The sequence below is a fragment of the Marinimicrobium sp. LS-A18 genome, assembly GCF_000463525.1.
GTDB classification, from domain to species: domain Bacteria; phylum Pseudomonadota; class Gammaproteobacteria; order Pseudomonadales; family Cellvibrionaceae; genus Marinimicrobium; species Marinimicrobium koreense.
Genome location: NZ_AWEP01000002.1, coordinates 542,656 through 567,510, shown reverse-complemented (window position 1 = coordinate 567,510; position 24,855 = coordinate 542,656). Strand labels below are relative to the sequence as shown.

Genomic DNA, 24,855 nt, shown 5'->3' with positions numbered 1-24,855 from the left:
TGGAGCGATTAGTTGAATTGTTTGACGTCGCCGATATTGACGGCACCGATTCCGGCAAGATTCAGTGTCAGTTGACCATCATCCCCCAGGGTTACACTGTTCACGTTGGCGCTGAGCGCGGTTTCAACCTGCTCGCGATCGCCGTTCTGGTTAGCGAGCATTTCAAACCGGTAGTCTCCTGCCGGCAAAGGTTCTTCACTGCCGACCCAGTCAAGCAGTTCGCCATTGACCTCCATATTCTGACCATCCCACCGGAACGCGAGCTCACCCTCCGGCTGCGCCCCTAACGGAATTTTGGAAACCAGCGAACCGGCTTCGTTGTACACATTCAGCTGCACATCACTGGCCGAGGACTCCAGATTGACCGCGCCACTGATAATACCACCCTCAAACAGTTGCGTTGTCTCGGAAGGCACGGTGACCTGGCGCCCTACCAGGGATGAAGCCTGCAGCGCCTGGTTTGACTGAAACGTCCCGCTGAAATCTTCAAAGCTACTGTTGAGTCGTTCCAACCCCTCGACCGAACTGAACTGGGCCAACTGGGCAATAAACTCGGTGTTATCCTGCGGCGACAGCGGATCCTGATTGTTCATCTGAGTGATCATCAGTTCCAGAAAAGCCGACTGCCCCAACTCATTGGTTTTTTCCTCATCCTTGTTTTTGTTGGCAATGTTCAGATTGCTCAGGATGCTGTTCGCGGCGTTGTCGTTGTTGACCTGATTCATGGCTCGATACCTTCAGTAAGTCCAGTCAGTCCTTATTGACCCAGGGTCAGCGCACGCTGAACCATCTGCTTGGCGGAGTTCATCACTTCCACGTTCATCTGAAACGAACGGGAGGCGGAAATCATGTTGGTCATCTCTTCCACCGGATTGACGTTCGGGTAAAACACATAACCCTCTTCGTCGGCCTGGGGATGATCGGGCTCGTAGCGACGCTGCAGCGGCGCATCACTTTCCACAATGCCCATCACCTGAACACCGCGGCCAGCCGGCTCTTCCGCCCACTGGTTCCCGCCCTGCATTTGCAGCTGCGCATCGCGCTGCATCTGGGCAAACACCGGCTGACGGCTGCGATACACCTGATCCACGCTGGAGCTGGCGGTCTGGGCATTGGCCAGGTTGCTGGCGGTGGTGTTCATGCGCACGGTTTGCGCGTTCATGCCGGAACCGGCGACATCAAAAATATTGACCAAAGACATACCGTAACTCCCCTACCCGTTTACTCGCCGCGCAGCGCGCTGGTGAGCCCTTTGAATTTGCCGTTCAGGAACTGAAAGCTGGCCTGAAAATCCAGGGCATTTTTCATGTATTCCGCGTGTTCGATGTGCTCTTCCACCGTGTTGCCATCAATGGAGGGCTGCTGGGGTACCCGGTATTTGGCATCCGGGTGGCCGGTTTCTTCGAAGCCACTCAGGTGACCACTGTGGGTGGCCGCGAGATTCACGCCCGAGCGCCCACTGGTCTGGGCTTCCAGCGCCTGCCGGAAATCCAGATCTTTGGCTTTGTAATTGGGGGTATCCACATTGGCCATGTTATCGGCCAGCAGCTCCGCCCGCTGCGCACGCAGCTTGAACGCGGATTCGTGAACGCCCAAGGCAGATTCGAAGGATATGGCCATTGGTTTTACTCCAAAGCGGCAAAGTCATTAACACTTACAAAGAGTAAAGCAATGCCTGTGCCAACGCCGTAACGTCGACCGGACAGCTTTCTAACCTGTTGAAATAAAAGGAATTGCTGGGATTAAGTACGAGTTGAACTACTTACGTTGGACCAGGGGGACCGGAGAGAGAGAAAAAAGCGGTAAGGCCGGAAAGGCAAAGCGGCAAGGGTTTTCCGCCCGAGAACATGCCCGGGCCAAGGCGGCCCAGGCAACGGTGTTTAAACCACGCGCACGGAGATCACGTGCTCGACGGAGGCAACAGCCTGCACCACCGCTTCGGTGGGCGCCTGCTCGAGATCGATAATGTTATAGGCAATCTCGCCGCGACTCTTGTTCACCATATCGATCACATTGATATCGTGGTCCGCCAATACCGACAACACGTGGCCCAGAACGCCCGAGACGTTCTCGTTACAGAAGGTCAGGCGCGAACCCAGTTCGCCGGAACGCTCCATACTCACTTCCGGGAAGTTCACCGAGTTGCGGATATTGCCGTGCTCCAGGTAGCCCTTGAGCTGCTCGGCGGCCATGACCGCGCAATTGTCTTCCGCCTCAAGGGTGCTGGCGCCAATGTGCGGCATGGCGTAAACGTCATCCCGGGACAGCAGGCAGGGCTCCGGGAAATCGCACACGTACTGACGCAGGCGCTTCGCCTCCAGGCTACGGACAATCGCTTCCGGCTCGACAATGGCATCCCGGGCGAAGTTCAGCAGCACCGCCCCTTCTTTGACGGACTTGAGGGATTCGTCGTTGATCAGGTGTTTGGTGGCGTCAATGGCCGGCACATGCAGGCTGATGAAATCGGACCGGCTCAGTAGCGACTGCAGGTTGTCCGCCCGGCTCACCTGGCTGGGCAGGCGCCAGGCCGCTTCCACCGACAGCGCCGGATCATAACCGACCACGTTCATGCCCAGCGCCAGGGCGGTTTCGGCCACCAGAGAGCCGATCGCGCCCAGCCCCACAACGCCCAGGGTTTTGCCCATCAGCTCGGAGCCGGCGAAGTTGGACTTCTGCTTTTCCAGCAACTTGCTCATTTCGTCGGCATCGGTCATGTCGGTGAGCGTCTGAACGTAATTCATGCCCGGAATGATGCCGCGCGAGGCCAGCAGCATGCCCGCCAGCACCAGCTCTTTTACTGCGTTGGCATTGGCTCCGGGGGTGTTGAACACCACCACACCCTTCTTGGTGTAATCCGCCACCGGCACATTGTTGACGCCGGCGCCGGCGCGGGCCACGGCACGTACGCTGGCAGGCAGAGATTCATCGTGCAGCTTGTGGCTGCGCAGGATGTAAGCATCCGGCTCATTGATGTCGCTGGCGACTTCGTAATGGTCACGGCCAAAGCGATTCAGGCCGTTGACGGAGATTTTGTTGTAGGTCTTGATCTTGAACATAAGTCTTCCTGTCTTTGTCGTGTCGACGGGTTGCCCGTCGTTGCGTCTGCCCGATCAGGCGGTTTGTTCGTAGGCCCAGGTCAACCAGGGCAGCAGCGCTTCAATATCGGCGGTTTCCACCGTGGCACCGCACCAGATACGCAGGCCCGGAGGCGCGTCGCGGTAGGCGCCGATGTCGTACGCCACCCCTTCCTGATCCAACAGCTTGACCATGGCCTTGACGCGATCCGGCTCGGCATCCAGGGTAAAGCACACGCTGGTGTTGGAGACGGTGCCCGGCTCCTTGGCCAGGAATTCAATCCAGTCGTTCTGTTCAACGAACCTGGACAGCACATCAAGGTTGGCTTCCGAGCGACGAATCGCTTCTCTCACGCCACCGATGCGGTCGATCCAGTCAAGCGCATCCAGGTAATCGGCCACGCAGAGCATGGAAGGGGTATTGATGGTCTCGCCGCGGAAAATACCTTCGATCAGTTTGCCATCTTTGGTCATGCGAAAAATCTTCGGCAGCGGCCAGGCCGGCGTGTAGCTTTCCAGACGCTCTACGGCGCGCGGACTCAGAATCAGCATGCCGTGGGCGCCCTCGCCCCCGAGCACTTTCTGCCAACTGAAGGTGACCACATCCAGCTTCTCCCAGGGCAGCTCCATGGCGAACACCGCCGAGGTGGCATCGCAAATGGTCAGGCCCTGGCGATCATCGGCGATCCAGTCGCCGTTGGGCACTTTCACCCCGGAGGTGGTGCCATTCCAGGTAAAGATGACGTCGTGATCAAAATTGACCTTGGTCAGATCCGGCAGGTAGCCATAGTCGGCTTCCAGCGGGGTGACATCCTTCAGCTTCAATTGCTTGGTAATGTCGGTCAGCCAGCCCTTACCAAAAGACTCCCACTGCATGACATCCACCGGGCGCTGACCGAGCAGCGACCACATGGCCATTTCCACTGCACCGGTGTCCGAGGCCGGTACCACGCCCACCCGGTACCCTTCCGGCAGGCCCAGCAGGCGGGCGGTATCTTCGCAGGCGCGCTTGAGCGCCGCCTTGCCCAGCCCGGAACGATGGGAACGGCCCAGGGTGGAAACGTCCAACTGACTGACGTCGTATCCCGGGCGCTTGCTGCAGGGACCGGAAGAAAAGTTGGGATTGCGGGGCTTGACCTGTGGTTGCATGGGATTCCTCGAACAGTTGACGGTTCTACTCTATAGGCCCGATGTCAGTAGCAGGTGAGCGATAGGCCGATCACCCAAACTCAGGCGCAAAACGCGGAATTGCCCGGACAGGCGAGAACCTGGCGGGAGTGTCCTGGATCAGAAAGCCGCCGATTATGCCAGTTAATGAGTCAAACCACTAGATGAAGCGGTGGGAAGGAAGGGGGAGGAAGAAATTGCAGACAAAAAAAAAGCCCTTTACAGATGTAAAGGGCAAGAGGGAGACCTCGATGCATCAACCAGACATCGAGGGTGAGAGATCGTGGTGATTGACCAAGAGCGGCATGTTTGCCCTCTTCGGCGCTTCACCGGTCGAGACCACCCTGCCTCGACCACAAATTCTGCGTTCACTTTACTGAGGGCTGACAGCGCTGTCAACACCCCACTTCAACAAAACCTCAAATTCACAATCCTTTTGCCAGTAATCGCTGAAGGAGTAGGATAAATTTTGGCGTGTAACCGTTTACAGCCTGTTTCTCCTACCCTGCTCATTTTGTAAGGCTGATTATGCCTGCCTTACAGCGATCATCGCTAACGTTCCTGTCGGCGTTTTGAGTGACAATACCACATTTTTAAAAAAAACAAAATGTTACCGGTTACAGCGCGAATACCCGCTATACTCGGATTACGGGACGGCTCGCTCGACGATCAATTCGCGAACACAAACTGGTCAGAAATCCATCATCATGTATATTTTAACGCCACATTTGTGGGGTGATACGCCAGAATTATTGACAGCGCTGTCAACCGCTCGTAGACTCACTCCACTTTTCGATCGGGCAACCGATTATCCAAGAACAGCGACTGCCTGCCCCAACAGCGACAGGCTCGCAGGAACGGCACACAACGGGGACCACTATGAGCTTTATTCTGGTTGCGGATATTGGCGGCACCAACGCCCGCTTCGGTCTGGTTGAGATTGCCGGCGCCTGCGCAACGCCGCCCGACTTTACCGCCAAGCATCAGCACAGCCTGCGCTGTGCCGACTACCCCAGCCTGGATCAGATGGTCCACGCTTACGCCGAAGTGGCCGGGGTCGCCCTACCCGACTTTGCCTGTTTTGCCATTGCCGGCCCCATTCATAACGGCCGGGTGCGCATGACCAACCTGGACTGGGAGTTCGGCATCGACGAGCTGCGAGATCAGTTGGGCATGCGCGCCCTGGACGTCATCAACGACTTTGCCGCCCTTGCTTATGCCACCCCCCACCTCAAAGGTGACATGCTCAAGCCGTTGGTGACGGGTGAGACCGACGCGGAGGCTCCCATGCTGATTCTGGGGCCGGGCACCGGGTTTGGTATGGCGGCGCTGGTGCCCTGCGGCGACCGCTGGAAAATTGTCCCGACCGAGGGCGGACACACCAATTTCGCTCCGGGCAATGAGCGGGAAATTGCCATTCTCCAGAATCTCCTGAAGAAACAGGATCACGTGTCGGTGGAAACCCTGATTTGCGGCAAAGGCCTGGTCCGGATCTATCAGGCGCTGGCGGAGATCGACGGCGTAACCGTACAGAACTACGAACCGGCCGACGTGGCCGGCAAAGGTCAAAGCGGTGAAGACCCCCTGTGCCGCGAAGCCCTGGAGCTGTTCTGCGCCATGCTGGGCAGCGCGATTGGCGATCGGGCGCTGTGCCTGGGCGCCCAGGGTGGCGTTTACATCGGCGGCGGGATTGCCCCCAAACTGGCGGATTTCATCGACGGTTCTGACCTGGTCAAACGCTATCAGCACAAGGGACCCATGAGCGATTACGTGGGCCGAATCCCACTCAATATCATCATGCACGACAAGTCCGCACTGATCGGCACCGCCGCCTGGCTGGTGGACAATACCGCGGAACTGAGCGCCTGAGCGGCACCCCATGGGTACCGCTCACTGCTCCTAACGCTTGTGCGGTATTGGTTTGCCGGTGGAATCCCGTCGAATCAGACTGGAACTCAACATACTGGCGGGCAGTTGAACATCCTTGCCTTTAAGCTGCTTCAACAGTAAGTCGGTCGCCTTCTGGGCCATGGCCTGAATCGGCTGACGAACCGTCGTCAGGGAGGGCCAGATCTGATGCGCCACCGGCGTATCATCGAAGCCGGCCACCGACAGATCTCCCGGGATGCGCAACCCCTTCTGATGCGCCACCATCATGACCCCGGCCGCCATGTCATCGTTGGCGGCAAAGATTGCAGTGGGAGCCTGCTCTAGGGCGAGCAGCACATCAGCCGCCTCTTCGCCGGACTCGAACGAGTTAAACCCCTGCACTACCAGCGCCTCATCCAGGGGAATGTCATTCTCCACCAGCGCCGCCCGGTAGCCTTCAAACCGATGAGTGACCGCCCGGTGATCCGGATGCCCCGCCACAAACCCGATGCGCTCATGCCCGAGCGCAATCAGTTCACAGGTCATATCGTAGGCCGCTTCCGCGTCATTGGTCTCAACGTAAGGGCTGATCGGCTTATCGATGGTCGGAGCAATACGAACGAAGGGCAACTGCCGCTCCTTCAGCACCTCCAGAATCGGCGTCACGTCCGACAGCGGCGGCGTGAGGATAACGCCGTCGATGCGGGTCTGGCGCATCAGATCCCGTATTTCCCGGCCAATGTCCGGGTCCTGATGATTGCAGGGGTGAATCAGCACGTCGTACCCCTGGGAGCGGCAGGTCGACAACACCCCGTCCTGTACGTCGATGACGTAGTTGGCACTGGGGTTGTCGTAGAGCAGACCAATCACATAAGAGCGATTTCCCGCCAGACTGCGCGCCGAGAGATTGGGCCGATAATCCAGCTCATCAATGGCTTTCAACACCTTGTCCCGCGTTGCCTGCCGAACGTTCGGCTCTTTGTTCACTACCCGGGATACGGTTTTTATAGAGACGCCCGCCAGGGCGGCAACATTGTCGATGGTCGCTTTGGCCACGAAGAGCTCCGTCGAAAGTAGCTGGAAGGCGCACTATCCTGAAAAGACGTCCCGTTGACAAGTGCCCCGGCCCGCGCGGGTCGCATTTTTCCCGGTCGTCCGGGTCACCGCCGACGCCAAGCAAGAAATTTGACCAAACGGCGTGACAGCGCTGTCAATTTATTCTATAGTGGATTTACCTTGAGGGCGAGCAACATCGCCCCGGGGGCCTGAAAAATCGGCAATTTTTCGGTCAAAAAAAGAACTGAAAAGGGATATTTGAAAAGAGCGCCAGTGAGCAGTAACGACGATCGGCACGTCAGGCGCTAATAAAAACCCCCAGTCCGGTGAGGACTGGGGGTTTTTATGTTTAAGGGTTACAAAACGTCAGGGGTGCTAGTTCCCGAAACGAAAAGCTGGCACCGCGGAGGCTGGGTATAGCCTTGTGAGACCGTCGCCTGCCTTGGACGCCCCACATGGATGTGGGAAGTGTCCCGAAGCGCCGGGAGCGCGAAGGGGACCGGCAGGCGATCGAGCCCCCAAGGATGGGTTCACGGCGTGTCTCACAAGGCTATACCCAGGCGGAGCACCATATTCGAAGTACTCAATTGCCCTCAATATAACAACGTAAACAACTTCCGCTGATATTCGATCGCCAACGGATCGCCCTTCCCCAACGCCGCGATAATATCCGTCAGGGTTTTCCGCGCCGCGCCGTCGGCATAGCCCAGGTCCTTACGCAGCACCTCGATCAACAGCTCCAGCGCCGGCTTCTGATAGCCTTCCTGATTGTACTGAACCGCCAGCTTGTAGCGCGTTTCCAGATTGTCCGGATCAGCCTCGAGCGCCTGCTCCAGCGACTCGATTTCCGGGGTTTTGGCGGCCTGCTTTTTCAATTCGATTTTGGCTTTCACCTGCTCGTAGAGGGTATCCTGATCCGCCAGCTTGACGTTGGCCAGGGTCGCTTCCGCCTCTTCGAGCCGGTTCAGTTCAACCTGGGCGTGAGCCACCATGCAGGCGATCTGCGGGTTTCGGCCGGACTCCTCATATACCCGCTGTAGCACCGGCAACGCTTCACCAAACTGCCCCGCTTCGAGCATCCCCTGAGCCTGCTGAAGGTCCCGCTCCCACGCCTTGGGCAGGTGCTGCTCCAGCATTTGCCGGACCTGCACCTCGGACTGGGCACCGGTAAACCCATCCAGGGGCTGGCCGTCTTTGATCAACATCACCGTGGGTAGGCTGCGAACCTGAAACTGCGACGCCAGCATCTGCTGCTCGTCGGCGTTGATCCGGGCCAGCAGGAACTCGCCGTTGTATTCGTCGGCGAGCTTTTCCAGCAGGGGCATCAGGGTTTTGCAGGGGCCGCACCAGTCGGCCCAGAAGTCCACCAACACGGGGCGTTTGAAGGATTCGTCGATGACGTACTGTTGGGCGTTGTCGAGAGTGATATCGATGACGTTCATGGGTGAAGTCTCGTGATGGTTCGAATGCTTTGGGCGCGGCAGCCGTTGGGAACGGCGGATGCGCGCTGCGCGCTTATCCGCCCTACGCGAAGTTCGGTAGTCCTATCAGTGTTCTGGGCGCATATGGGGGAACAACAGTACGTCGCGGATGGAGGCGGCGTTGGCGAACAGCATGACCAGACGGTCGATGCCGATGCCCTGCCCCGCGGTCGGCGGCAGGCCGTATTCCAGGGCGCGCACATAGTCCGCATCGTAGTGCATGGCCTCGTCGTCACCAGCGTCTTTCTCCCGCACCTGCTCCTTGAAGCGTTCCGCCTGATCTTCGGCGTCGTTAAGCTCTGAGAAACCGTTGGCCAGCTCGCGGCCACCCACGAAGAACTCAAACCGCTCGGTCACCTCGGGCTTGGCATCCATTCGCCGCGCCAGGGGTGACACTTCCGTGGGGTATTCGGTGATGAAGGTCGGCTGATCCAGTTTCTCTTCGACCGTGGCCTCGAAAATTTCGATCTGCACTTTGCCCAGCCCCCAGGAGTCCTTCAGCGGAATTTTCAGGCCTTCCGCCACGGCGCGGGCGCCTTCGAGGGTACTGATCTGCTCGGCGGTAATATCCGGGTTGTATTCCAGAATACTGTCGAACACGCTGATCCGGCGGAAGGGTTTGCCGAAGTCGTATTCGCTGTCCTGGTACGGGACCACTGTAGAGCCCATCACGGTTTCGCAAAGCCCGCGCAGCATATCTTCGGTCAGGTCCATCAGGTCGTTGAAGTCGGCGTAGGCCTGGTAGAACTCCAACATGGTGAACTCGGGGTTGTGACGGGTCGACAGGCCTTCGTTACGGAAATTGCGGTTGATTTCATACACCCGCTCAAAGCCACCGACGACCAGGCGCTTCAGATACAGCTCTGGGGCAATACGCAGGTACATGTCGATGTCCAGCGCATTGTGATGGGTGATGAACGGCCGGGCGGTGGCGCCACCGGGAATGACCTGGAGCATCGGGGTTTCCACTTCCATGAAGCCGTTGCCGTCAAGGTAATTACGGATATAGCTGATGCACCGGGAGCGCAGGCGGAAGGTATCGCGCACTTCCGGGTTGACGATCAGGTCCACATAGCGCTGGCGGTAGCGCTGCTCCTGATCGTGCAGGCCGTGGTATTTTTCCGGCAGCGGACGCAGGGACTTGGTGAGCAGTTGATACTGCTCCATGTTGACGTACAGGTCGCCCCGGCCCGAGCGGTGCAGGGTGCCGCTGGCCCCGACGATATCGCCGATATCCCACTGGCCCCACTGTTCTTTGATGGTCTTCTGGGTGTCCTTGTCGGCATAGAGCTGAACGGTGCCGGAGGCATCCTGCAGCACCATGAAGGGGCCCCGCTTGGCCATGATCCGCCCCGCCACGCTGGCGGTGAGGCCGGCGCCTTCCAGGTCCTCTTTGGATTTGTCCTGGTGTGCCGCCTGCAGTTCGGCGCAGGTATTGTCGCGACGGAAGTCATTCGGGAAAGGGTTGCCCTTCTCTCGAATGGCCGCCAGCTTGGAGCGACGCTCGGCAATAAGGTTGTTCTCATCCTGGGGGGCGTTGGGCTTGCTCATGGCATCTCTGATGTTGGGGAGTGAATGAACAGGGCCTGATTACAGGCCCGCTTTCAGACTGGCGACAATAAACTGGTCCAGCGCGCCGTCCAGCACCGCCTGGCAGTTACTGGTCTGAACGCTGGTGCGCAGATCCTTGATGCGCTGGTCGTCCAGCACGTAGGAGCGGATCTGGCTGCCCCAGCCGATGTCGGCCTTGTTGTCTTCCATGGCCTGCTTTTCGGCGTTGCGCTTGAGCATTTCCTGCTCGTACATCTTCGCGCGCAGCATCTTCATGGCCCGGTCGCGGTTCTGGTGCTGGGAGCGTTCACTCTGACAGCTCACCACGATACCGGTAGGCTCATGGGTAATCCGCACCGCCGAGTCGGTTTTGTTCACGTGCTGACCACCGGCGCCGCTGGCGCGGTAGGTGTCGGTACGCAGATCACCCGGGTTGATATCGATTTCGATATTTTCGTCGATCTCCGGGGAGACGAACACCGAGCAGAACGAGGTGTGACGACGATTGCCCGAATCAAAGGGCGACTTGCGCACCAGCCGGTGTACGCCCGTTTCGGTGCGCAGCCAGCCGAAGGCGTATTCGCCTTCAAAGCGGATGGTGGCGCTTTTGATGCCCGCCACTTCACCGGCGGACGCTTCTTCCAGGGTGGTTTTGAACCCTTTGCGCTCGCCCCAGCGCAGGTACATTCGCAGGACCATTTCGGCCCAGTCCTGGGCCTCGGTGCCGCCAGAGCCGGACTGAATATCGAGGTAGGCGTTGTTTTCATCCACCTCGCCGGAAAACATCCGGCGGAATTCCAGGGACTCCAACTGGCCATCCAGGCGCTCAATTTCGGCCGCCACATCATTGATGCTGTCGGCGTCATCTTCCTCGACCGCCATATCCAGCAGCTCGCGGCAGTCCGCCACACCGGTGTCCAGATCCTCAATGGTCTTTACCACCAGCTCCAGTGAGGAGCGCTCTTTACCCAGTGCCTGGGCGCGGTCCGGATCTTCCCACACATCGGGTTGACCCAGCTCCAGTTCAACTTCTGTCAGACGCTCTTTCTTGTGAGCGTAGTCAAAGATACCTCCTGAGCACATCAGTTCGCTCAGTCAGGTCTTTCAATTGATTCAGCAGCGGATTGATTTCCATAGGTTCCAAACCGGTTGTCGCGTCGCCGGCCGACCGGGATACAGCGGCCGGAGACAGAGTGAATTCAGGTGGGGGATCGCCCCAATCAGGGCGCGCATTCTAACGCACAAGGCCGCACCACCGCCAGTGCTCCGGCGGGCTCCCCGGTTGGCGGAAATCGCGATAGAGGCCACAAACTGACGCCCTGCCCCTGTAAAAAACCGCTAAAACCGTGGACAATGCCTCTGCCGAAGTCTGGCACCATGGACAGAGACACCAATAACAACAGAGCCCCATGGCTCTGACTCAACCCGGAGCAACCGGCATGAACCATCCACTACTGTCGATACTCACGCCCATGTACAACGAGTCGGGCGGGATTGATCACTTTTTTCAGACGCTCGAGCAGGCACTGGAAGACGTTCCGGTCGATTATGAGATCATCTGTGTGGACGACGGCTCCGCCGACGATACCCTCCAGCAGTTACGTAATCACGCCGACCGCAATCCCCGGATCAAAGTGCTCGCCCTGACCCGGAATTTCGGCAAGGAAGCGGCCATGACCGCTGCACTGGACTTTGCCCGGGGCGATGCCGTTCTGCCGATCGACGCCGACCTGCAGGACCCGCCGGAGCTGATCGGCCAGATGGTGGATCAGTGGCTCACCGGCGAATACGAGGTGGTCTACGCCAAACGCGCCTCCCGCAAGGCCGACAGCCTGATGAAGCGCAAGACCGCCCAGTGGTTCTACCGTCTGTTCAACAAAATGAGCGAAATCCATATCCCCGAAAACGTCGGGGATTTCCGCCTGATGGATCGCAAGGCGGTGGATGCCATCAAACTACTGCCGGAAAAAGACCGGTTCATGAAGGGCCTGTTCTGCTGGCCCGGCTTCCGGCACACAGTCATCGAATTCGACCGCCAGGAGCGCGCCCAGGGCGAAAGCAAGTTCAACTACTGGCGCCTGTGGAACTTTGCCCTGAGCGGTATCACCTCCTTCAGCACCTTTCCCATCCGGGTGGGCACCTACCTGGGCCTGATCGTCTCATTCTGCGCCTTTGTGTTTGCGGTGGTGGTCATCATCAAAACCCTGACCACCGGGGTGGATGTACCCGGTTATGCCTCCACCATGGTGGTCATTCTGTTCCTGGGTGGCATTCAGCTGTTCTTTCTGGGGCTGCTCGGGGAGTACGTGGGCCGAATTTACAAGGAAGTGAAAAACCGACCCATCTATCTGGTGGCGGCCAAGTGGGGCTTCGATGACGATCAGACTGCTTAGACAACTGGTCTGCTTTGGCATCGTCGGCGTCGCTGCGACCCTGACCCACTACCTGATGGCACTGAGCAGCCATGAGGGACTGGGCCTAAACCTGTACGCCGCCAATCTGTTGGGCTATGTGACCGCCATGACCGTGTCCTTCTACGGCCATGGCTGGCTGACCTTTCGGGTAGCGCTCACCCGTGCCACCCTGCAACGCTTTGTGGTCGCCTCGGTTTCCACTTTCCTCTCCAGCGAAATACTTCTCTGGGCACTAGAGACCGGCACGTCGCTCCCCCATCGAATCACCCTGAGCATTGTGGTGATATCCGTGCCCGTCGTCTCTTTTATCCTCAATAAGTTCTGGGTCTATCGCCCCGAACCAGCCACCAGTAGGTCCGGACGCTAAACAAGCTTAAAGGGCATTGGTTGGGCCAGAGAATCAATGATCGCACACTCCGCGTTATCATCCCCGGCACAGTGCTCCGCCATGGTCACCAGGGTATCCCGCATCGCCTCCAGGCGAGCCAGCTGTTCATCCACCTGCGCCACCCGCTCCAACACCAGCGCCTTGACCTCTGCACTGCGCCGGTGCGGGTCCCGGTAAAGATCCAGCAACTCCCGGCACTCATCCAACGTAAATCCCACCGCCCGGGCACGCTGCAAAAACTGAAGCTGCTCCACATCCGCCTGCCGGTAATCCCGGTAACCATTGGTCGCCCGGTGCGGACACACCAACCCGATACTCTCGTAATAACGGATCGTCTTCGGATTCAATCCGCTGCGCTCCGCCGCCTGACCGATATTCATCCAACCTCCTATCACACGCCGCCAGCCAATTGGCCCAGCAAAGATTACACTAACTATAATCTTTTAAGTGGCGCCTGACTACTTATTGATCAACATCGGCCAAAAATCCCCGCAGAAACAGTGTGACAAGGCGCACACTTAAACGACCTTTTTGCTATCCACATCAAAGACTTACAAATTATATTTGACAAATAGAATGAAAAGTCTAGATTAGACATTAAACACCGAGCCGGAGTGGCCGCCATGGAATACCTGAGTATGACCAGTCCCGAGTGGGAAACCATGTGGGATCAACTTGCGGAAGACCGCCTGAATCAGGGCGATCCGATCTGTGAATTCGCCGGCCAGGCCTGGGAGTACATGGGGTCAACCAAAGACCACCACCACTTCCGCCACCCCTGCCACCCGGCCACAGAGAAAACCGAGTACATCTACCTCGAACGCGCCGGCGTCGCCCTCGCCTGGGCCGTGTGACCCGCGGGGCGCACCCTCAATAACCGGCAGATTGCGCCTTGCACGCAACCTGCCCAAGCGGACTCAGACACCAATATTCTTCAGCGTCTCGAGAATCTCCCGCATCACCGCCGCCGTACGCGGATGCTCCGCCGCCATCTCCTCCACCAACAACTCCAGAGTATCCAACGGCACCGGCTCACCGTACTGATCCTTCGCCCCCTTCGGATGGGTGTGTAACTCCAACTGCTCCATCAAATGCTTCTGCTGCTCACTGGGCTCCTCGTTGCCGTACATCTCATGCAACTGGGTTATCAGACTTCTGGCTTTTTCCTGGGGCATAAAGACCTCGGTTATTGGGTTTGCAAGTTTACATTGGTTTCCGGTCAGCACGGAGGCTCGTCAAGGTGGATAGTGTTTGGAGACTCTCGAAGGCATGGATGCCGACGTGAAGCCCCCAGGGATGGGTTTACGGCGGGTCTCCAAACACTATCCACCTTGACGAGCCGGAACCTCTACTCGGCTCCACACAACTAATTATAGACCCTACTGATTCATTAAGTTTCGGCGTTTGGCCTCTCGGGCTTCACGGGCCGCGACGCCATACTCCTTCCAATGCCCCTTACGCCAGCGCCACCACTTGATCGCCGCCCGCACCGACTCATCCACAATCGCCGCCGACATCACCCCGTAAATGCCCCAACCCAACGTAATCGTCAACACATAAGCCAAGGGTACCGAGAACAACCAGATCACCGCAATCGTCGAATAAGAAATAAACGCCGCATCCCCCGTCGAACGCAACGCCGCCCCCATCACAATATTCACCGTGCGTGCCGGCTCAGAGAGAAACGCCAACACAAACACCCAAAACCCGAACGCCAGAATTGCCGGATCATCGGTATAAATCCCCAGCATCTGCTGGTTCAACACCACCCACAACAGCGCCAGCAACCCCGTGCCCCAGATCGCCACCTTCAGACTGTGACGCATCTGCCGATCCGCCTCGGCAAACTCATTGCGCCCGACCCGCTGAGCAATGATCACCTCCGTGGCCATACTCAGCGCGACGGAAATCATCAGGCAGAACAGAAACGTATTGAAAGCGTAGACCTTCACCTTCAACGCCAGATCCCCCACCCCGGCGACAATCCAGTTCAACATGATCATGTACATATTGAACGACACCGGCTCCAGACTCGCCGGAGCGGCTATGCGCAGTACCGGTTTGATCAGCGAACGAAACTCCCGAACCCCCTGCCTCAACGGCAGACGCAGGCCCAGCTTGAAATGCACGATACTGAAGGTGAACACAAAGCTGCAGAAAATCGCCGCCACGCTGGCCATGGCCACGCCGTCCACGCCCATCTTGGGAACGCCAAACAGCCCGAATACCACGATGCTGTTACCGAGGATATTCGCACCGAAGAAGATGAAATTGCTGATAGTGTTCCATTTGGGCTCGCCGTAGACATTGAGGATCGTCTGGTAAGACGCCCGCAGGCCCCAGATGGCCACCATCCAGCCGATGATGCCCAGATAGGTCACCGCGTGGGTTTCCACCGTCTCCGACAGCGGCATCCAACCGGCGACGTAGGCGCCGCCGGTGTTGATGGCCAGTGCGGTGAGCACGGCCAGGCCCATGATCAGAAACACGTAGGCCATGATGGTGGCGTTGGCGGTGTCGTATTTGTTGGCTCCGATACGCTGGCTGGCGATGCTGGAGCCGGCAAAGGCGGTCACCATGAGCAGGGTGTTACCGGCGAATACCAGGGGCGATACGGCGCCCACGGCGGCGGCCGCGCTGTCGGAGATCCGGCTCAGGAAGAACATGTCGGTGAGAGGAATGGTAAAGGTCACCGCCTGATCCACCAGCATGGGCGCACTCATGCCCCACAGGCCTTTGTCCAGAACGCGACTTTTTGGTTGATGACTCAAGGACGGGCCTCGTTGCGGTGTAGATAGTTAAGAGTTTAACGTTTATTTTAAGCGGCGTTGATTAGTCACGACCGGACCAAGAAGGGGGAACACCGTTTCAAGACACGCCGTGAACCCATGATGTGCATGGACGCACGAATGCCGCGATGGCATGGATGCCATAGAGCGGCCCCTGGGGGGCTCGACGCGCGGAGTCCCTCCGCTTACGGTCTTGAAAAGGTATACCCCCTTCTCGGTCCTCAGTGCCACCAATCAACCATTGGTAACGGCGGATGCGTTTCTCTTATCCGCCCTACACAACCTACGTGCCTGATTTTTTTTGGCTCTATTTCCCGAAACTCGACGTTGGCACCGCGGAGGTTGGGTAACCCCTTGGGAGACCGTCACCTGCCTGGACGGCAGGTGATGAGCCCCCATGGACGGGTTTACGGCGTGTCTCCCAAGGGGTTACCCAACCGCAGCACTCAAGTCGAAGTCGCGAAATCAAACAATCAAAAACACCTACGCCGCTTCGCGCAATACTACGGCGGGTGGTGTGGTGACTACGCTGCGGCAGCTCAGGGCACCCAGGAGGCCGACGAAGGCGGCGCCCAAGATCGGGCCCAATACCCAGAAAAGGTAGTGGGGTCGGATCGGGATTTCCAGCACAAAGTGCTGCAGACTCATCAACAGCGCCTCCGAGCCGAGCACGGCAATCAACCCCGACAGGCCACCGAGAATCGAAAACTCCGCCCAGACACTGCCCACCACCAACCGACGTGGGCTGCCCAAGGCGCGCAGCAGACCCGCCTCCTGCTTACGCGCATCCAGGCTGGTCGTGACCGCCGCCAGAAGTACCAGGATGCCGCCAATTACCGTGAGCACCAGAACCAACTGAATGCCCTTGGTCACCTGGGTGACAATCGATCGGATCTGCTCGAAGACCCGATCCAGTTCGATCAGCAGAATGGTGGGGTACTCACGCATCAGCTCGTTGATCAGTGTTTTCTGGCTGGCCGGAACATAGGCACTGGTGATGTAGGTGGCGGAAAAGCCGTCCAGGGCTCCAGGCTCAAAGATGAAAAAGAAGTTTGGATTCATGGAGCGCCAGTCCAGCGTCCGCAAGCTGGCCACCTCGGCTTCCAGTGTCAGCCCACCAATCGAAAATCGTAAGATATCACCCAGTTCAATACCCAGCTCACCGGCCAGCTCCTGCTCCACCGACACGCCGGGTAGCTCGCCACCGGACCACTGATCCCACCACTGCCCGGCCACTACCTCGTTGTCTTCCGCCAGGGAGTCTGTCCAGGTCAGGTTGGCCTCGCGGTTCAGGCGTTCCCGGGACTTTTCCTGCTCGTTGATGTGCGTCAGGCGGCCCCTCACCATGGGGTACAGCGGTTGTCGGTCCACGGATTCGCGGTCGAGCATGGTCTGTACCGGCTCGACGTCTTCGGGTGCCACATTGACCAGGAAGTGGTTGGGGGCATCCTCCGGTAACTGGGCTTGCCAATCCTGTATCAGCGAGGTGCGCACTACAGTCAGGGTGATCAGCAGCATGATCGCCACCGAGAAGATCACCATCTGCACCAGGCTGTGGCCGCGCCGGCGCTGCAGGTTGGCCACTGCCAGGCGCCAGACACTGCTGGCCCCGGTGGTGAGTTTGCGGCTCAGGTGCAGCAGCCCGAGGCCGAGGATGGCGGTCACCACAACCACCACCAGCAGGGCCGCCACGACGCTCGCCGCCAGCGCCCAATCCCGGCTGAACAAGACCACCAGCAACACTACGGCGAGCAACGCCAGCACTACCTGAGTCCAGACCTGAACCTTATCCACACTCAGTTCCCGACGCAGGATTTTCAGGGGCGGCACTTTCGGCAGGAACCACAGGGCGGGCAAGGCAAAGAACATCAGGCACACCAGGCCACTCAGAACACTCAGCACATAGGCCAGCCAGCCCGGTTGGGCCAGGTTCAGGGCGAAAAAGCTCGACATGCCGTAAGCCACCAGTTGCTGAAAGCCCTCCCCCAGGCCGACACCGATGACGGAGGCCACCAGTGACAGGATAATCAGCTGACCGAAGTAGAGATTCCGAATACGCTGACTGCCCGCTCCGAGGCTTTTCATCAGGGCGACCTGATCCACATGGCGATCGGCAAACTGGCGCGCCGCAAGCCCGATGGCAACACCGGCCAACAGCACGCCCACCACGGCGGCCAAGAGCAGAAACTGTTTGCCGCGATCCAGGGTCTCAGCCAGGTTTCGCTGAGAGGATTCGATGTCCACCACCCTATAGTGGTCAGTCAGTTGCGGTTCCAGCCAGGTTAAAAACCCTTCCAGATCGGCGGGCCGGTCGGCGGCCAGCAGCCATTGGTAGCTCACCCGGCTGCCCGGTTGCACCACGCGGGTTGCCGGCAGGTCCTGAAGGTTCATCAGGACCCGGCCACCGGTCATGAAAATGGAACTGGCACCATCGGGTTGGCGCACCAGAACACGGCTGGCCACCAGTTCCGCCTCGCCGACACCAAAGGTATCACCCAGCTCAATGCCCAGCAGGGGCAGCATGCGTGCATCCACCCAGGCTTCACCCGGCGCCGGGATGCCGGTGGCTTCTTCCGGAGGTTTGGTAGTCCAGGGTTGATCGGTGGTTTCCACCACACCACGCAGTGGGTAGCCCTCGTCCACCGCCTTGATGGAGGCCAGGTGCATCTCATCACCCCGATACACCATGGAGGAAAACTCCACCAATCGGGACTGCTGAAGATCGCGTTCGCCGGCTTCTTCTGCCCAGGCTGGATCATGGGGTTGGGACGCCCGAACCACCCGGTCCGCCCCGAGCAGGTTGTTGCTTTGCTGCACCAGAGTGGCTTCAAGCCGGTCGGTAAAAATGGCGATGGCACTGACCACCATCACGGCCATCACCAGGGCGATGCTCAGCAATCGCACTTCCCCGCTACGCCAATTGCGCCAGAGTAGTCTTGCGGCCAGCATTGGCTCAGGCCTCCTCTGGCACGGGGTCAGTTTCCGGTTCAAGGGAACCGGCCACCAGATGAACGCGACGACCGCAGCGTTGGGCCAAGCGCTCCTCGTGGGTAATCAGAATCAGGGTGGTGCCCTGCTCGCGATTCAGTTCAAACAGCAGATCGATGATTTTGGCACCGGTGTGAATATCGAGGTTGCCCGTGGGCTCGTCGGCAAACAGCACCTTGGGCTGGCTGGCAAAGGCCCGCGCCACCGCCACTCGCTGCTGCTCACCACCGGAGAGCTGTTGCGGGTAGTGGGTCAGACGCTCGGCAAGTCCCACCCGAGCCAGGTACTCCTCGGCCCGACTGCGGGCATTCTTCATGCCATGCAGCTCCATGGGGAGCATGACGTTTTCCAGCGCGGTCAGGCCCGGCAGCAGTTGAAACGACTGGAACACGAAACCGACGGATTCGGCCCGGACTTTTGCCCGTCCCTCTTCGTCCAGTGCGGTCAGGTTCTGGCCGCACAGCTGCACTTCACCGAAACTGGGCAGGTCCAGCCCCGCCAGGATGCCCAGCAGCGTTGACTTGCCGGAGCCCGAAGGGCCGGTGATTGCCACACTTTCTCCCGCCGCCACCGATAGGGAAATGCGGTGCAGAATGGTCAATTGCCCTTCTGCGGTCGAAACCACTTTGCCAACGCCGTTGGCCTGTACCAGTGCCGTGGAAGTCATGAAATGTCCTGGTTCGTCAAAAAACAGAGTGACCTATTGCACCTTGGTTACGAGAGGGTGTCAAAACGGTTCACAATTCTTTACGGTGACCCTTAGTCGCCCGACCAGCGTACCCATGCAGTATGAGCCTCTCAGAGGTTATTATTGCACCTGTGTTCACCCACTGAGCCGGAACTGCCCATGACGTTACACCGCACACTGCACTGTATTTCCCTTGCCCTGCTGCTCTCGCTCGCCTCAGTGGCCTGGGCAGAGTCCCCACGCGTCCTGGTACTGGGCGACAGTCTGAGTGCGGCCTACGGCATTGACGAGGAGGATGGCTGGGTCAACCTGCTCAATGAGCGACTGGAGCGCGAAGGCTACCCCCATACGGTGGTGAATGCCAGCGTCAGCGGTGAAACCACTGAAGGCGGCCTAAAGCGCCTTCCCCGGCTGCTGAGCGAGCACAACCCGGAATGGGTGATTCTGGAGCTGGGCGGCAATGATGGTTTACGCGGTTACCCGGTCAGCGATCTCGCCGACAACCTCGCCGCAATGATTCAATTGAGCCGGGAACAAGGGGCGGAGGTAGTGCTCTTGGGCATGCAGATTCCCCCCAATTACGGTCCGCGTTATACCGATCAGTTTACCGCCGTGTATCCGCAGTTGGCTCAGGAAGAAGATGTGCCTCTGGTGGCGTTTATGCTTGAGGGCATCGCCATAAAAGATGAGCTAATGCAGCGAGATGGTATTCACCCCAACGCCGAGGCGCAGCCGAAGATTCTGGAGAATGTTTGGCCGACGTTGCGTGAGGTACTTCAGGCGCATTGAGATCGTGGTGTCGGCTTACGTTTCGCTAAGCCGACAATCCAGCCCGCTAGTCACCCCGACGTTCCCGGGGCTACCAGTGCCGCCAGCGGCCGGATCATAAACGAGCCTATTAAAAATCGATGTTGCATAAACACTGCCTCACATTCGAGTCACAACCCAATATATGGCCAAGCCGGCAATCAACACAGAGGCAGCCGGCACCAGAATACCTCTGAACCATCGGTAGTGACGCAAGAGCATGAGACAAGGCAGCAACACCAGCACGATCGCCAGTTGGCCGATTTCAACGCCCAGATTGAACGCCAGCACTGTGGGCAGCACCTGGTCGGCAGGGACACCAAGTTCGCCCAACACTCCGGCAAAACCAAAGCCGTGGATAAGGCCGAACGCAAACGTAATTCCAGACAGGCGAGTAACCACCGGAAAGACATTATTCAGCGCTGCCAATGCCACCGACAGGGCAATTGCCACCTCCACCCAGCGGCTGGATGGCTGGACCCAGCCCATAGCGGTGGCGGTGAGCGTCACCGAGTGAGCCAGAGTAAAGGCGGTCACGATCCAGACAGCATTGGTCACAACACGGCGCACACTCACTTCCGGCTGCCATTGTCCCGAGGCACGCATCAGCACAGAGGTCAGCAACAGCGACACCAGAAACAGAATGTGATCCAGACCGATCCAGATGTGAACGATGCCTTCTTTGACAAAATCCTTGATGGTCAACATCAGATTCCCCTCCCTACCTCCGAGAATCATCTCCTGCTGACTGGGATCCATTACCCGGTGGCTACTGCCAGTGTCGCTTGAGCCCGGTGCCTCCGAGCGAAAGTTCACCAGCAGCTTGTGCTCGGGCTGTTGCTCAAAAAATGCCTGGTAAGCCAGCGTGAGGTCGCCACTGAGCGGGCACTGCGCCTGAAGCGACGTCACCAGATAGGCTTCGCCATAGTGCTCATCCACCTTCCAGGGACCCGCGAAAGACAGATTGCAGGGTCGGTCACCTCGCCGCAGGTTGATCCGGTCTTGGAGATAGGTCTCCAGTGTGGCGGCATTGTCCAGTACCTCGCCCCACAACAGTTCGCCATCGCGATTGGTATCCATTCCCACTGCTCGCTCCAGGTCGTAGAGCCGGGTTTGCAGCTCGAGCTGAACTTTGCCAGTGGCACCGAGATCGCCGCTCAGGTAGGCCGTGCTCAATTGATGAGCCTGGGCCGAGAATGATAAGACACCCAATAAAACCAGCAGATAAAAACGCATCAGTGGGCCCTCTTCTCACTTATAATTTTTTCCACACTGCGGCGGGCCTGCTGTAACAGTCGCCGATCACTGTGCTCTCGGGCCTTTTCCCAATTGACTTCCGCCCAGTGAAGCGCTTTCTCGGGTTGCGGGTCCACCTCAAGGTAGTAACGCGCCAGATCTGAGGCGTGATGTGTATCCTGGCGTTGAAGCCGCAACGCCATGCGCCCTTCAACATAATCTTTCCAACGATCACCCTCGGTTGCCTGTTCGGCAATCGCCAGGCGAAGGGCCAGTGCATCGTCGATATTGGGTGCGGCCGTGACCACAGGCTCCAGTTCTTCGATGATTCGATGATGGTTACCGAGCGCCAATTGCACTTCCGACCATTGCAACAGGTAATTGACGCTGGCGCCGTCAAGATGCTGATCGAGCCACGACTCGGCTTCCTCGAACCGACTCAGACGCAACGCCATGTCAGCAAGGATCTGGGCAATCCAGGGGCCTCGCTCGTCGTCGGGCAACCCTTCGCGCTGCACCAGCGCCTGCAGACTCTGATAGCTGGCCTCCAAAGACTGCCGGTAGCTCGCTACCTCCAGGGCACAGGCGCTGGCGGTCACCAGGTCCGCATTGCCAATCAATGCGATGCAGTGACCGTGTGCGCGATCGGGGAGTCCCTGAATCAGATAAATTCGGGCGGCGAGCAGACGTGCTTCCACATGGCCCGGTTGTGCGCGGAAAACCCGCTCCAAAGCGGAAAGCGCCGCGTCAAAATCATGGTAGTGTTGTTGTACTTTCGCCCACAACAACCACACTTCCGGATTATCGGTCTGGGCTTCGACCGGAACCTCCAACAGGGTCCTTGCTCGATCGTAAAAATGGCTATAGCCCGGTTTGACGGAAAGCTCAATCGTCTTTCGAACGCGTATCAGCAGCGACTGCGGGTCAGACTGCCACCGTGCTTCGGCGGTGCTGGGCGGATCGGCTTGTCTGAATTCGGCAGGGTCCCATTTTGCCACCAGGGTAGTACGGGATTCGGGAATAATGGGCTCGGCGTGCGCCACGCAACACCAACCCAGCAATGTCATTAAGAATATCCGGATGTGCATAAGAAATGCCCAGTTAATCAATTGTGGAAATTGCCATCCCTGGCATCACCATGGACCATTTACTGTGTGAACAGGTCGTCGTACGCATTGGGCTCTGCCACATCCTGAACGAATACCCGACCGTTTACCGGCAGGGGTTCATCTGTTGGCATCTGCTCAAAAACCTGACGACTGTATGTGCTGAAGGATACTTCCAGCGGCTCGATCACAATCTCCACGTTGGCAACATTGGAATCGCGATCACCATCAGAGGCCCGGAAGCTGAATGAATCAGTGCCGGTGAAGGTGGCATTGGGCTGATAACTGAATGAACCGTCTGCCTCTACCGTCACCGAACCATTGACCGATTCATCCACCAAAGCGAAGGTAAGAGGATCACCGTCAGCATCTTCGGCACTGAGCATACCGGTCAGCTCCGTATCCGCCTGAGTGGTCAGACTGGCACCACTGGCGGTTGGAGCCTGATTCGGATCAGGGGTGGGCTTGGGATCTTTGCCACTACTGCCACCACAGCCGACCATGATCAGCGTCAGCGCTGCAATTAAAGCTGTTGCGTAAGTTTTCATACCAGTCTCCTTTATTCAGAACCGGGAAGTGGCTCTGCCAGGTAAGGGAAAGACACCTTCATCATGCTGGCGTCCACTGGTGCACCATCGGTAAAGGCCACTTCGCCGGTATTGGCATCTTCGGGGGCACACAGTCCCAGATCCGTTTGTTCGCCATTGACCGGAATGGGATAGCACAGGCGGCCCATGACGACACGCAGAGCGATGTCCACGACGTCGTCACCGGGACGACGACCATTGGGGAAGCCCGCCAGGTCATCACCGGCAACACCGAAGGGCGACTGCTCCGCCGCCGGCTTTGCAGGAATGCCGGTGTTGAGGCGAAGTACTTCGGACGGCGTAACGGTCGACAACTGATTCACGCCCTCAAACCCGGTCAGGAACGCGGTAATCAGATCGTTACGAGGAAAGTTGGTCGGAGCCAGGGTTTCCATATTGGTCCCCAGAGTGCTGTTGACGGCATCTTTGAACAGGATGTTCAACAGTTCAGGGAGCGATGGGTGACTGACATAATCGAGGAACTGACCATCGTCAGACGGGTGGGCACTGGAGAAACGATCTTTGTCTTTCAAACCGATGACCAGCTCATTCACCAGGGGGTTCCCCAGTCGGGATACCTGAGTCAGGGCACCACCATTCACCTCGGTGTTATTGAACTCCGCTTGCGGATTCAGAATACGGGCCTGAGGCAGGCTGGCGGTGGTCCAGGTGCCGATGGTGCCATTCCCATCACCGGTGACGCAGCTTTTGGGAATTTCCAAAGCCAGTGCGGTCACATTTTTATTCCCCAGATCATCATTACCCGCATCCTGGGTAATGCCACCGGGAAAACCTTCGCCATCACCGTTGCCGCGCATGCTGTCGCCTTCGACGGGCACATAGTTGACCAGGTCAAAGGTCTTTCCCAAATTCACCACAAAGGGATCTTTGCGCTGACCGACAAAGACCCGACCGTTGGTCTCGCAGCCGGGAATAGCAATCTCATGGACAAAACTGGCCGCGTAGTCAGCGTAGGCATCACGCGAACCGAAGCTTTTGGTGCCAATAAAATCAAGAGGCTTGCTGAAGGTGGTGCCACCCATAGTGGCGTCCTGCACCTCCATTCCCATGCCCGTTCGCTGCTCACCCTCGACCAGAGTAAGCTCGTAGGTTTCCAGAAAATTCACGGCTGACATGTCATCGGCCGAAATTCCGCCAACGTTCTTCAAAGGAACCGCGACGGATCGCGTATTGCCTTCCGGGCCCACAGTCAGCTTGACGCCTTCACCGTCCTCACCGGGCAGCGCTTGCTGAAAGCGGAATTGGTAGGTGAGGTCTTCGACCGCATCACCATCATTGTCGATATGGATGCTGTAAACCGCCGCCGGATCCAGAGCGAAGTAGTTGGGGCCGCCGTAAGCATCCTGCAATGGCAGGTAGTTGGCAATCAGTGTCACGTATTCACCTCGACCCTCTTCATAGCTGTTGAACGCGTAGAAGTCGGTGGAGTCGACGGTGGGCATACGGGTAATGTTGGGGGCTTCACGATGACTGGAAGCCATTGTCGCAGTGGCCACCATACCGGTGCACAGAGTGCCGATAACGAGTGATAGGTATTTGGTTTTCATAGCCTTTCGCTTCCTGTTTTAGGTGATATGAACAAACCTGACGATGAGTGGATCATCAAGTCTCATGAAGCAAACGGGTGAAAACC

At 58.3% G+C, this 24,855-nt stretch carries 23 protein-coding genes; 5 read left to right on the top strand and 18 right to left on the bottom strand.

Going from position 1 to position 24,855, the window contains the following annotated elements; genetic code table 11:
- Positions 1–8: 8 nt before the first annotated feature.
- The 5 genes from N645_RS0102520 to N645_RS0102500 form a co-directional block, all read right to left on the bottom strand.
- Positions 9–725, bottom strand: a complete 717-nt coding sequence (locus tag N645_RS0102520) for a flagellar hook assembly protein FlgD (protein ID WP_024459940.1) — start codon at positions 723–725, stop codon at positions 9–11.
- A gap of 32 nt (positions 726–757) precedes the next feature.
- Positions 758–1,201, bottom strand: coding sequence for a flagellar basal body rod protein FlgC (gene flgC / locus N645_RS0102515; protein WP_024459939.1), 444 nt, complete (start codon positions 1,199–1,201; stop codon positions 758–760).
- A 20-nt stretch (positions 1,202–1,221) separates the two neighbouring features.
- Positions 1,222–1,620, bottom strand: a complete 399-nt coding sequence (flgB, locus tag N645_RS0102510; protein ID WP_024459938.1) for a flagellar basal body rod protein FlgB — start codon at positions 1,618–1,620, stop codon at positions 1,222–1,224.
- A 260-nt stretch (positions 1,621–1,880) separates the two neighbouring features.
- Positions 1,881–3,056: a phosphoglycerate dehydrogenase gene (locus N645_RS0102505; RefSeq protein WP_024459937.1), complete on the bottom strand. Its 1,176-nt coding sequence runs from the start codon at positions 3,054–3,056 to the stop codon at positions 1,881–1,883.
- Between the two features lie 54 nt (positions 3,057–3,110).
- Complete coding sequence (locus N645_RS0102500) at positions 3,111–4,223, bottom strand: phosphoserine transaminase (protein ID WP_024459936.1); 1,113 nt, start codon at positions 4,221–4,223, stop codon at positions 3,111–3,113.
- A gap of 813 nt (positions 4,224–5,036) precedes the next feature.
- Here N645_RS0102500 and glk point away from each other — a divergent pair.
- Entirely contained in the window at positions 5,037–6,110 is a 1,074-nt protein-coding gene (glk, locus tag N645_RS0102490; protein WP_369755120.1) for a glucokinase, read from the top strand.
- Between the two features lie 30 nt (positions 6,111–6,140).
- Here glk and N645_RS0102485 read toward each other — a convergent pair whose 3' ends face one another.
- The 4 genes from N645_RS0102485 to prfB form a co-directional block, all read right to left on the bottom strand.
- Positions 6,141–7,166, bottom strand: a complete 1,026-nt coding sequence (locus N645_RS0102485; RefSeq protein WP_024459934.1) for a LacI family DNA-binding transcriptional regulator — start codon at positions 7,164–7,166, stop codon at positions 6,141–6,143.
- A 593-nt stretch (positions 7,167–7,759) separates the two neighbouring features.
- Positions 7,760–8,608 carry a thioredoxin gene (gene trxA, locus N645_RS0102480; RefSeq protein ID WP_024459933.1) on the bottom strand — a complete coding sequence of 283 codons (849 nt, stop codon included), beginning with the start codon at positions 8,606–8,608 and terminating at the stop codon, positions 7,760–7,762.
- 105 nt (positions 8,609–8,713) lie between these two features.
- Entirely contained in the window at positions 8,714–10,198 is a 1,485-nt protein-coding gene (gene lysS / locus N645_RS0102475; protein WP_024459932.1) for a lysine--tRNA ligase, read from the bottom strand.
- A gap of 39 nt (positions 10,199–10,237) precedes the next feature.
- A protein-coding gene (gene prfB, locus N645_RS0102470) for a peptide chain release factor 2 (protein ID WP_152521606.1) occupies positions 10,238–11,333 on the bottom strand; the annotation gives its coding sequence in 2 pieces (ribosomal slippage) (positions 10,238–11,260 and positions 11,262–11,333; 1,095 coding nt in all).
- 304 nt (positions 11,334–11,637) lie between these two features.
- Between prfB and N645_RS0102465 the strand changes: the two genes are divergently transcribed.
- Together N645_RS0102465 and N645_RS0102460 are read left to right on the top strand one after the other, a co-directional pair.
- Positions 11,638–12,591, top strand: coding sequence for a glycosyltransferase family 2 protein (locus N645_RS0102465; RefSeq protein ID WP_024459930.1), 954 nt, complete (start codon positions 11,638–11,640; stop codon positions 12,589–12,591).
- Positions 12,572–12,979, top strand: a complete 408-nt coding sequence (locus N645_RS0102460) for a GtrA family protein (protein WP_024459929.1) — start codon at positions 12,572–12,574, stop codon at positions 12,977–12,979. Before N645_RS0102465 ends, N645_RS0102460 begins: the two co-directional genes overlap by 20 nt.
- Here the strand turns inward: N645_RS0102460 and cueR are convergent.
- Positions 12,976–13,380 carry a Cu(I)-responsive transcriptional regulator gene (gene cueR / locus N645_RS0102455; RefSeq protein WP_024459928.1) on the bottom strand — a complete coding sequence of 135 codons (405 nt, stop codon included), beginning with the start codon at positions 13,378–13,380 and terminating at the stop codon, positions 12,976–12,978. The two genes, N645_RS0102460 and cueR, sit on opposite strands and share 4 nt — an antisense overlap.
- Positions 13,381–13,623: 243 nt before the next feature.
- On the opposite strand from cueR, the gene N645_RS0102450 reads away from it, so the two are divergent.
- Positions 13,624–13,854: a hypothetical protein gene (locus tag N645_RS0102450; RefSeq protein WP_024459927.1), complete on the top strand. Its 231-nt coding sequence runs from the start codon at positions 13,624–13,626 to the stop codon at positions 13,852–13,854.
- Positions 13,855–13,917: 63 nt separating this feature from the next.
- Here the strand turns inward: N645_RS0102450 and N645_RS0102445 are convergent, their stop codons facing one another.
- The 4 genes from N645_RS0102445 to N645_RS0102430 form a co-directional block, all read right to left on the bottom strand.
- Positions 13,918–14,175 carry a DUF4404 family protein gene (locus N645_RS0102445; RefSeq protein ID WP_024459926.1) on the bottom strand — a complete coding sequence of 86 codons (258 nt, stop codon included), beginning with the start codon at positions 14,173–14,175 and terminating at the stop codon, positions 13,918–13,920.
- 204 nt (positions 14,176–14,379) lie between these two features.
- On the bottom strand, positions 14,380–15,771 hold the full coding sequence (locus N645_RS0102440; protein ID WP_024459925.1) for an MATE family efflux transporter: 1,392 nt from the start codon (positions 15,769–15,771) through the stop codon (positions 14,380–14,382).
- Between the two features lie 501 nt (positions 15,772–16,272).
- Positions 16,273–18,738: an ABC transporter permease gene (locus tag N645_RS0102435; RefSeq protein WP_024459924.1), complete on the bottom strand. Its 2,466-nt coding sequence runs from the start codon at positions 18,736–18,738 to the stop codon at positions 16,273–16,275.
- A gap of 4 nt (positions 18,739–18,742) precedes the next feature.
- Positions 18,743–19,444, bottom strand: coding sequence for an ABC transporter ATP-binding protein (locus N645_RS0102430; protein WP_024459923.1), 702 nt, complete (start codon positions 19,442–19,444; stop codon positions 18,743–18,745).
- 180 nt (positions 19,445–19,624) lie between these two features.
- Between N645_RS0102430 and N645_RS0102425 the strand changes: the two genes are divergently transcribed.
- On the top strand, positions 19,625–20,254 hold the full coding sequence (locus tag N645_RS0102425) for an arylesterase (RefSeq protein WP_024459922.1): 630 nt from the start codon (positions 19,625–19,627) through the stop codon (positions 20,252–20,254).
- Between the two features lie 138 nt (positions 20,255–20,392).
- On the opposite strand, the gene N645_RS0102420 is transcribed toward N645_RS0102425, so the two are convergent.
- From N645_RS0102420 to N645_RS0102405, 4 genes are all read right to left on the bottom strand, one after another.
- Positions 20,393–21,508 carry a HupE/UreJ family protein gene (locus N645_RS0102420; RefSeq protein WP_036159805.1) on the bottom strand — a complete coding sequence of 372 codons (1,116 nt, stop codon included), beginning with the start codon at positions 21,506–21,508 and terminating at the stop codon, positions 20,393–20,395.
- Entirely contained in the window at positions 21,508–22,575 is a 1,068-nt protein-coding gene (locus N645_RS0102415) for a lipopolysaccharide assembly protein LapB (protein WP_024459920.1), read from the bottom strand. Before N645_RS0102415 ends, N645_RS0102420 begins: the two co-directional genes overlap by 1 nt.
- A gap of 80 nt (positions 22,576–22,655) precedes the next feature.
- Positions 22,656–23,162 carry an Ig-like domain-containing protein gene (locus N645_RS0102410; protein WP_024459919.1) on the bottom strand — a complete coding sequence of 169 codons (507 nt, stop codon included), beginning with the start codon at positions 23,160–23,162 and terminating at the stop codon, positions 22,656–22,658.
- 11 nt (positions 23,163–23,173) lie between these two features.
- Positions 23,174–24,769, bottom strand: coding sequence for a DUF4331 domain-containing protein (locus N645_RS0102405; RefSeq protein WP_024459918.1), 1,596 nt, complete (start codon positions 24,767–24,769; stop codon positions 23,174–23,176).
- Positions 24,770–24,855: the final 86 nt, after the last annotated feature.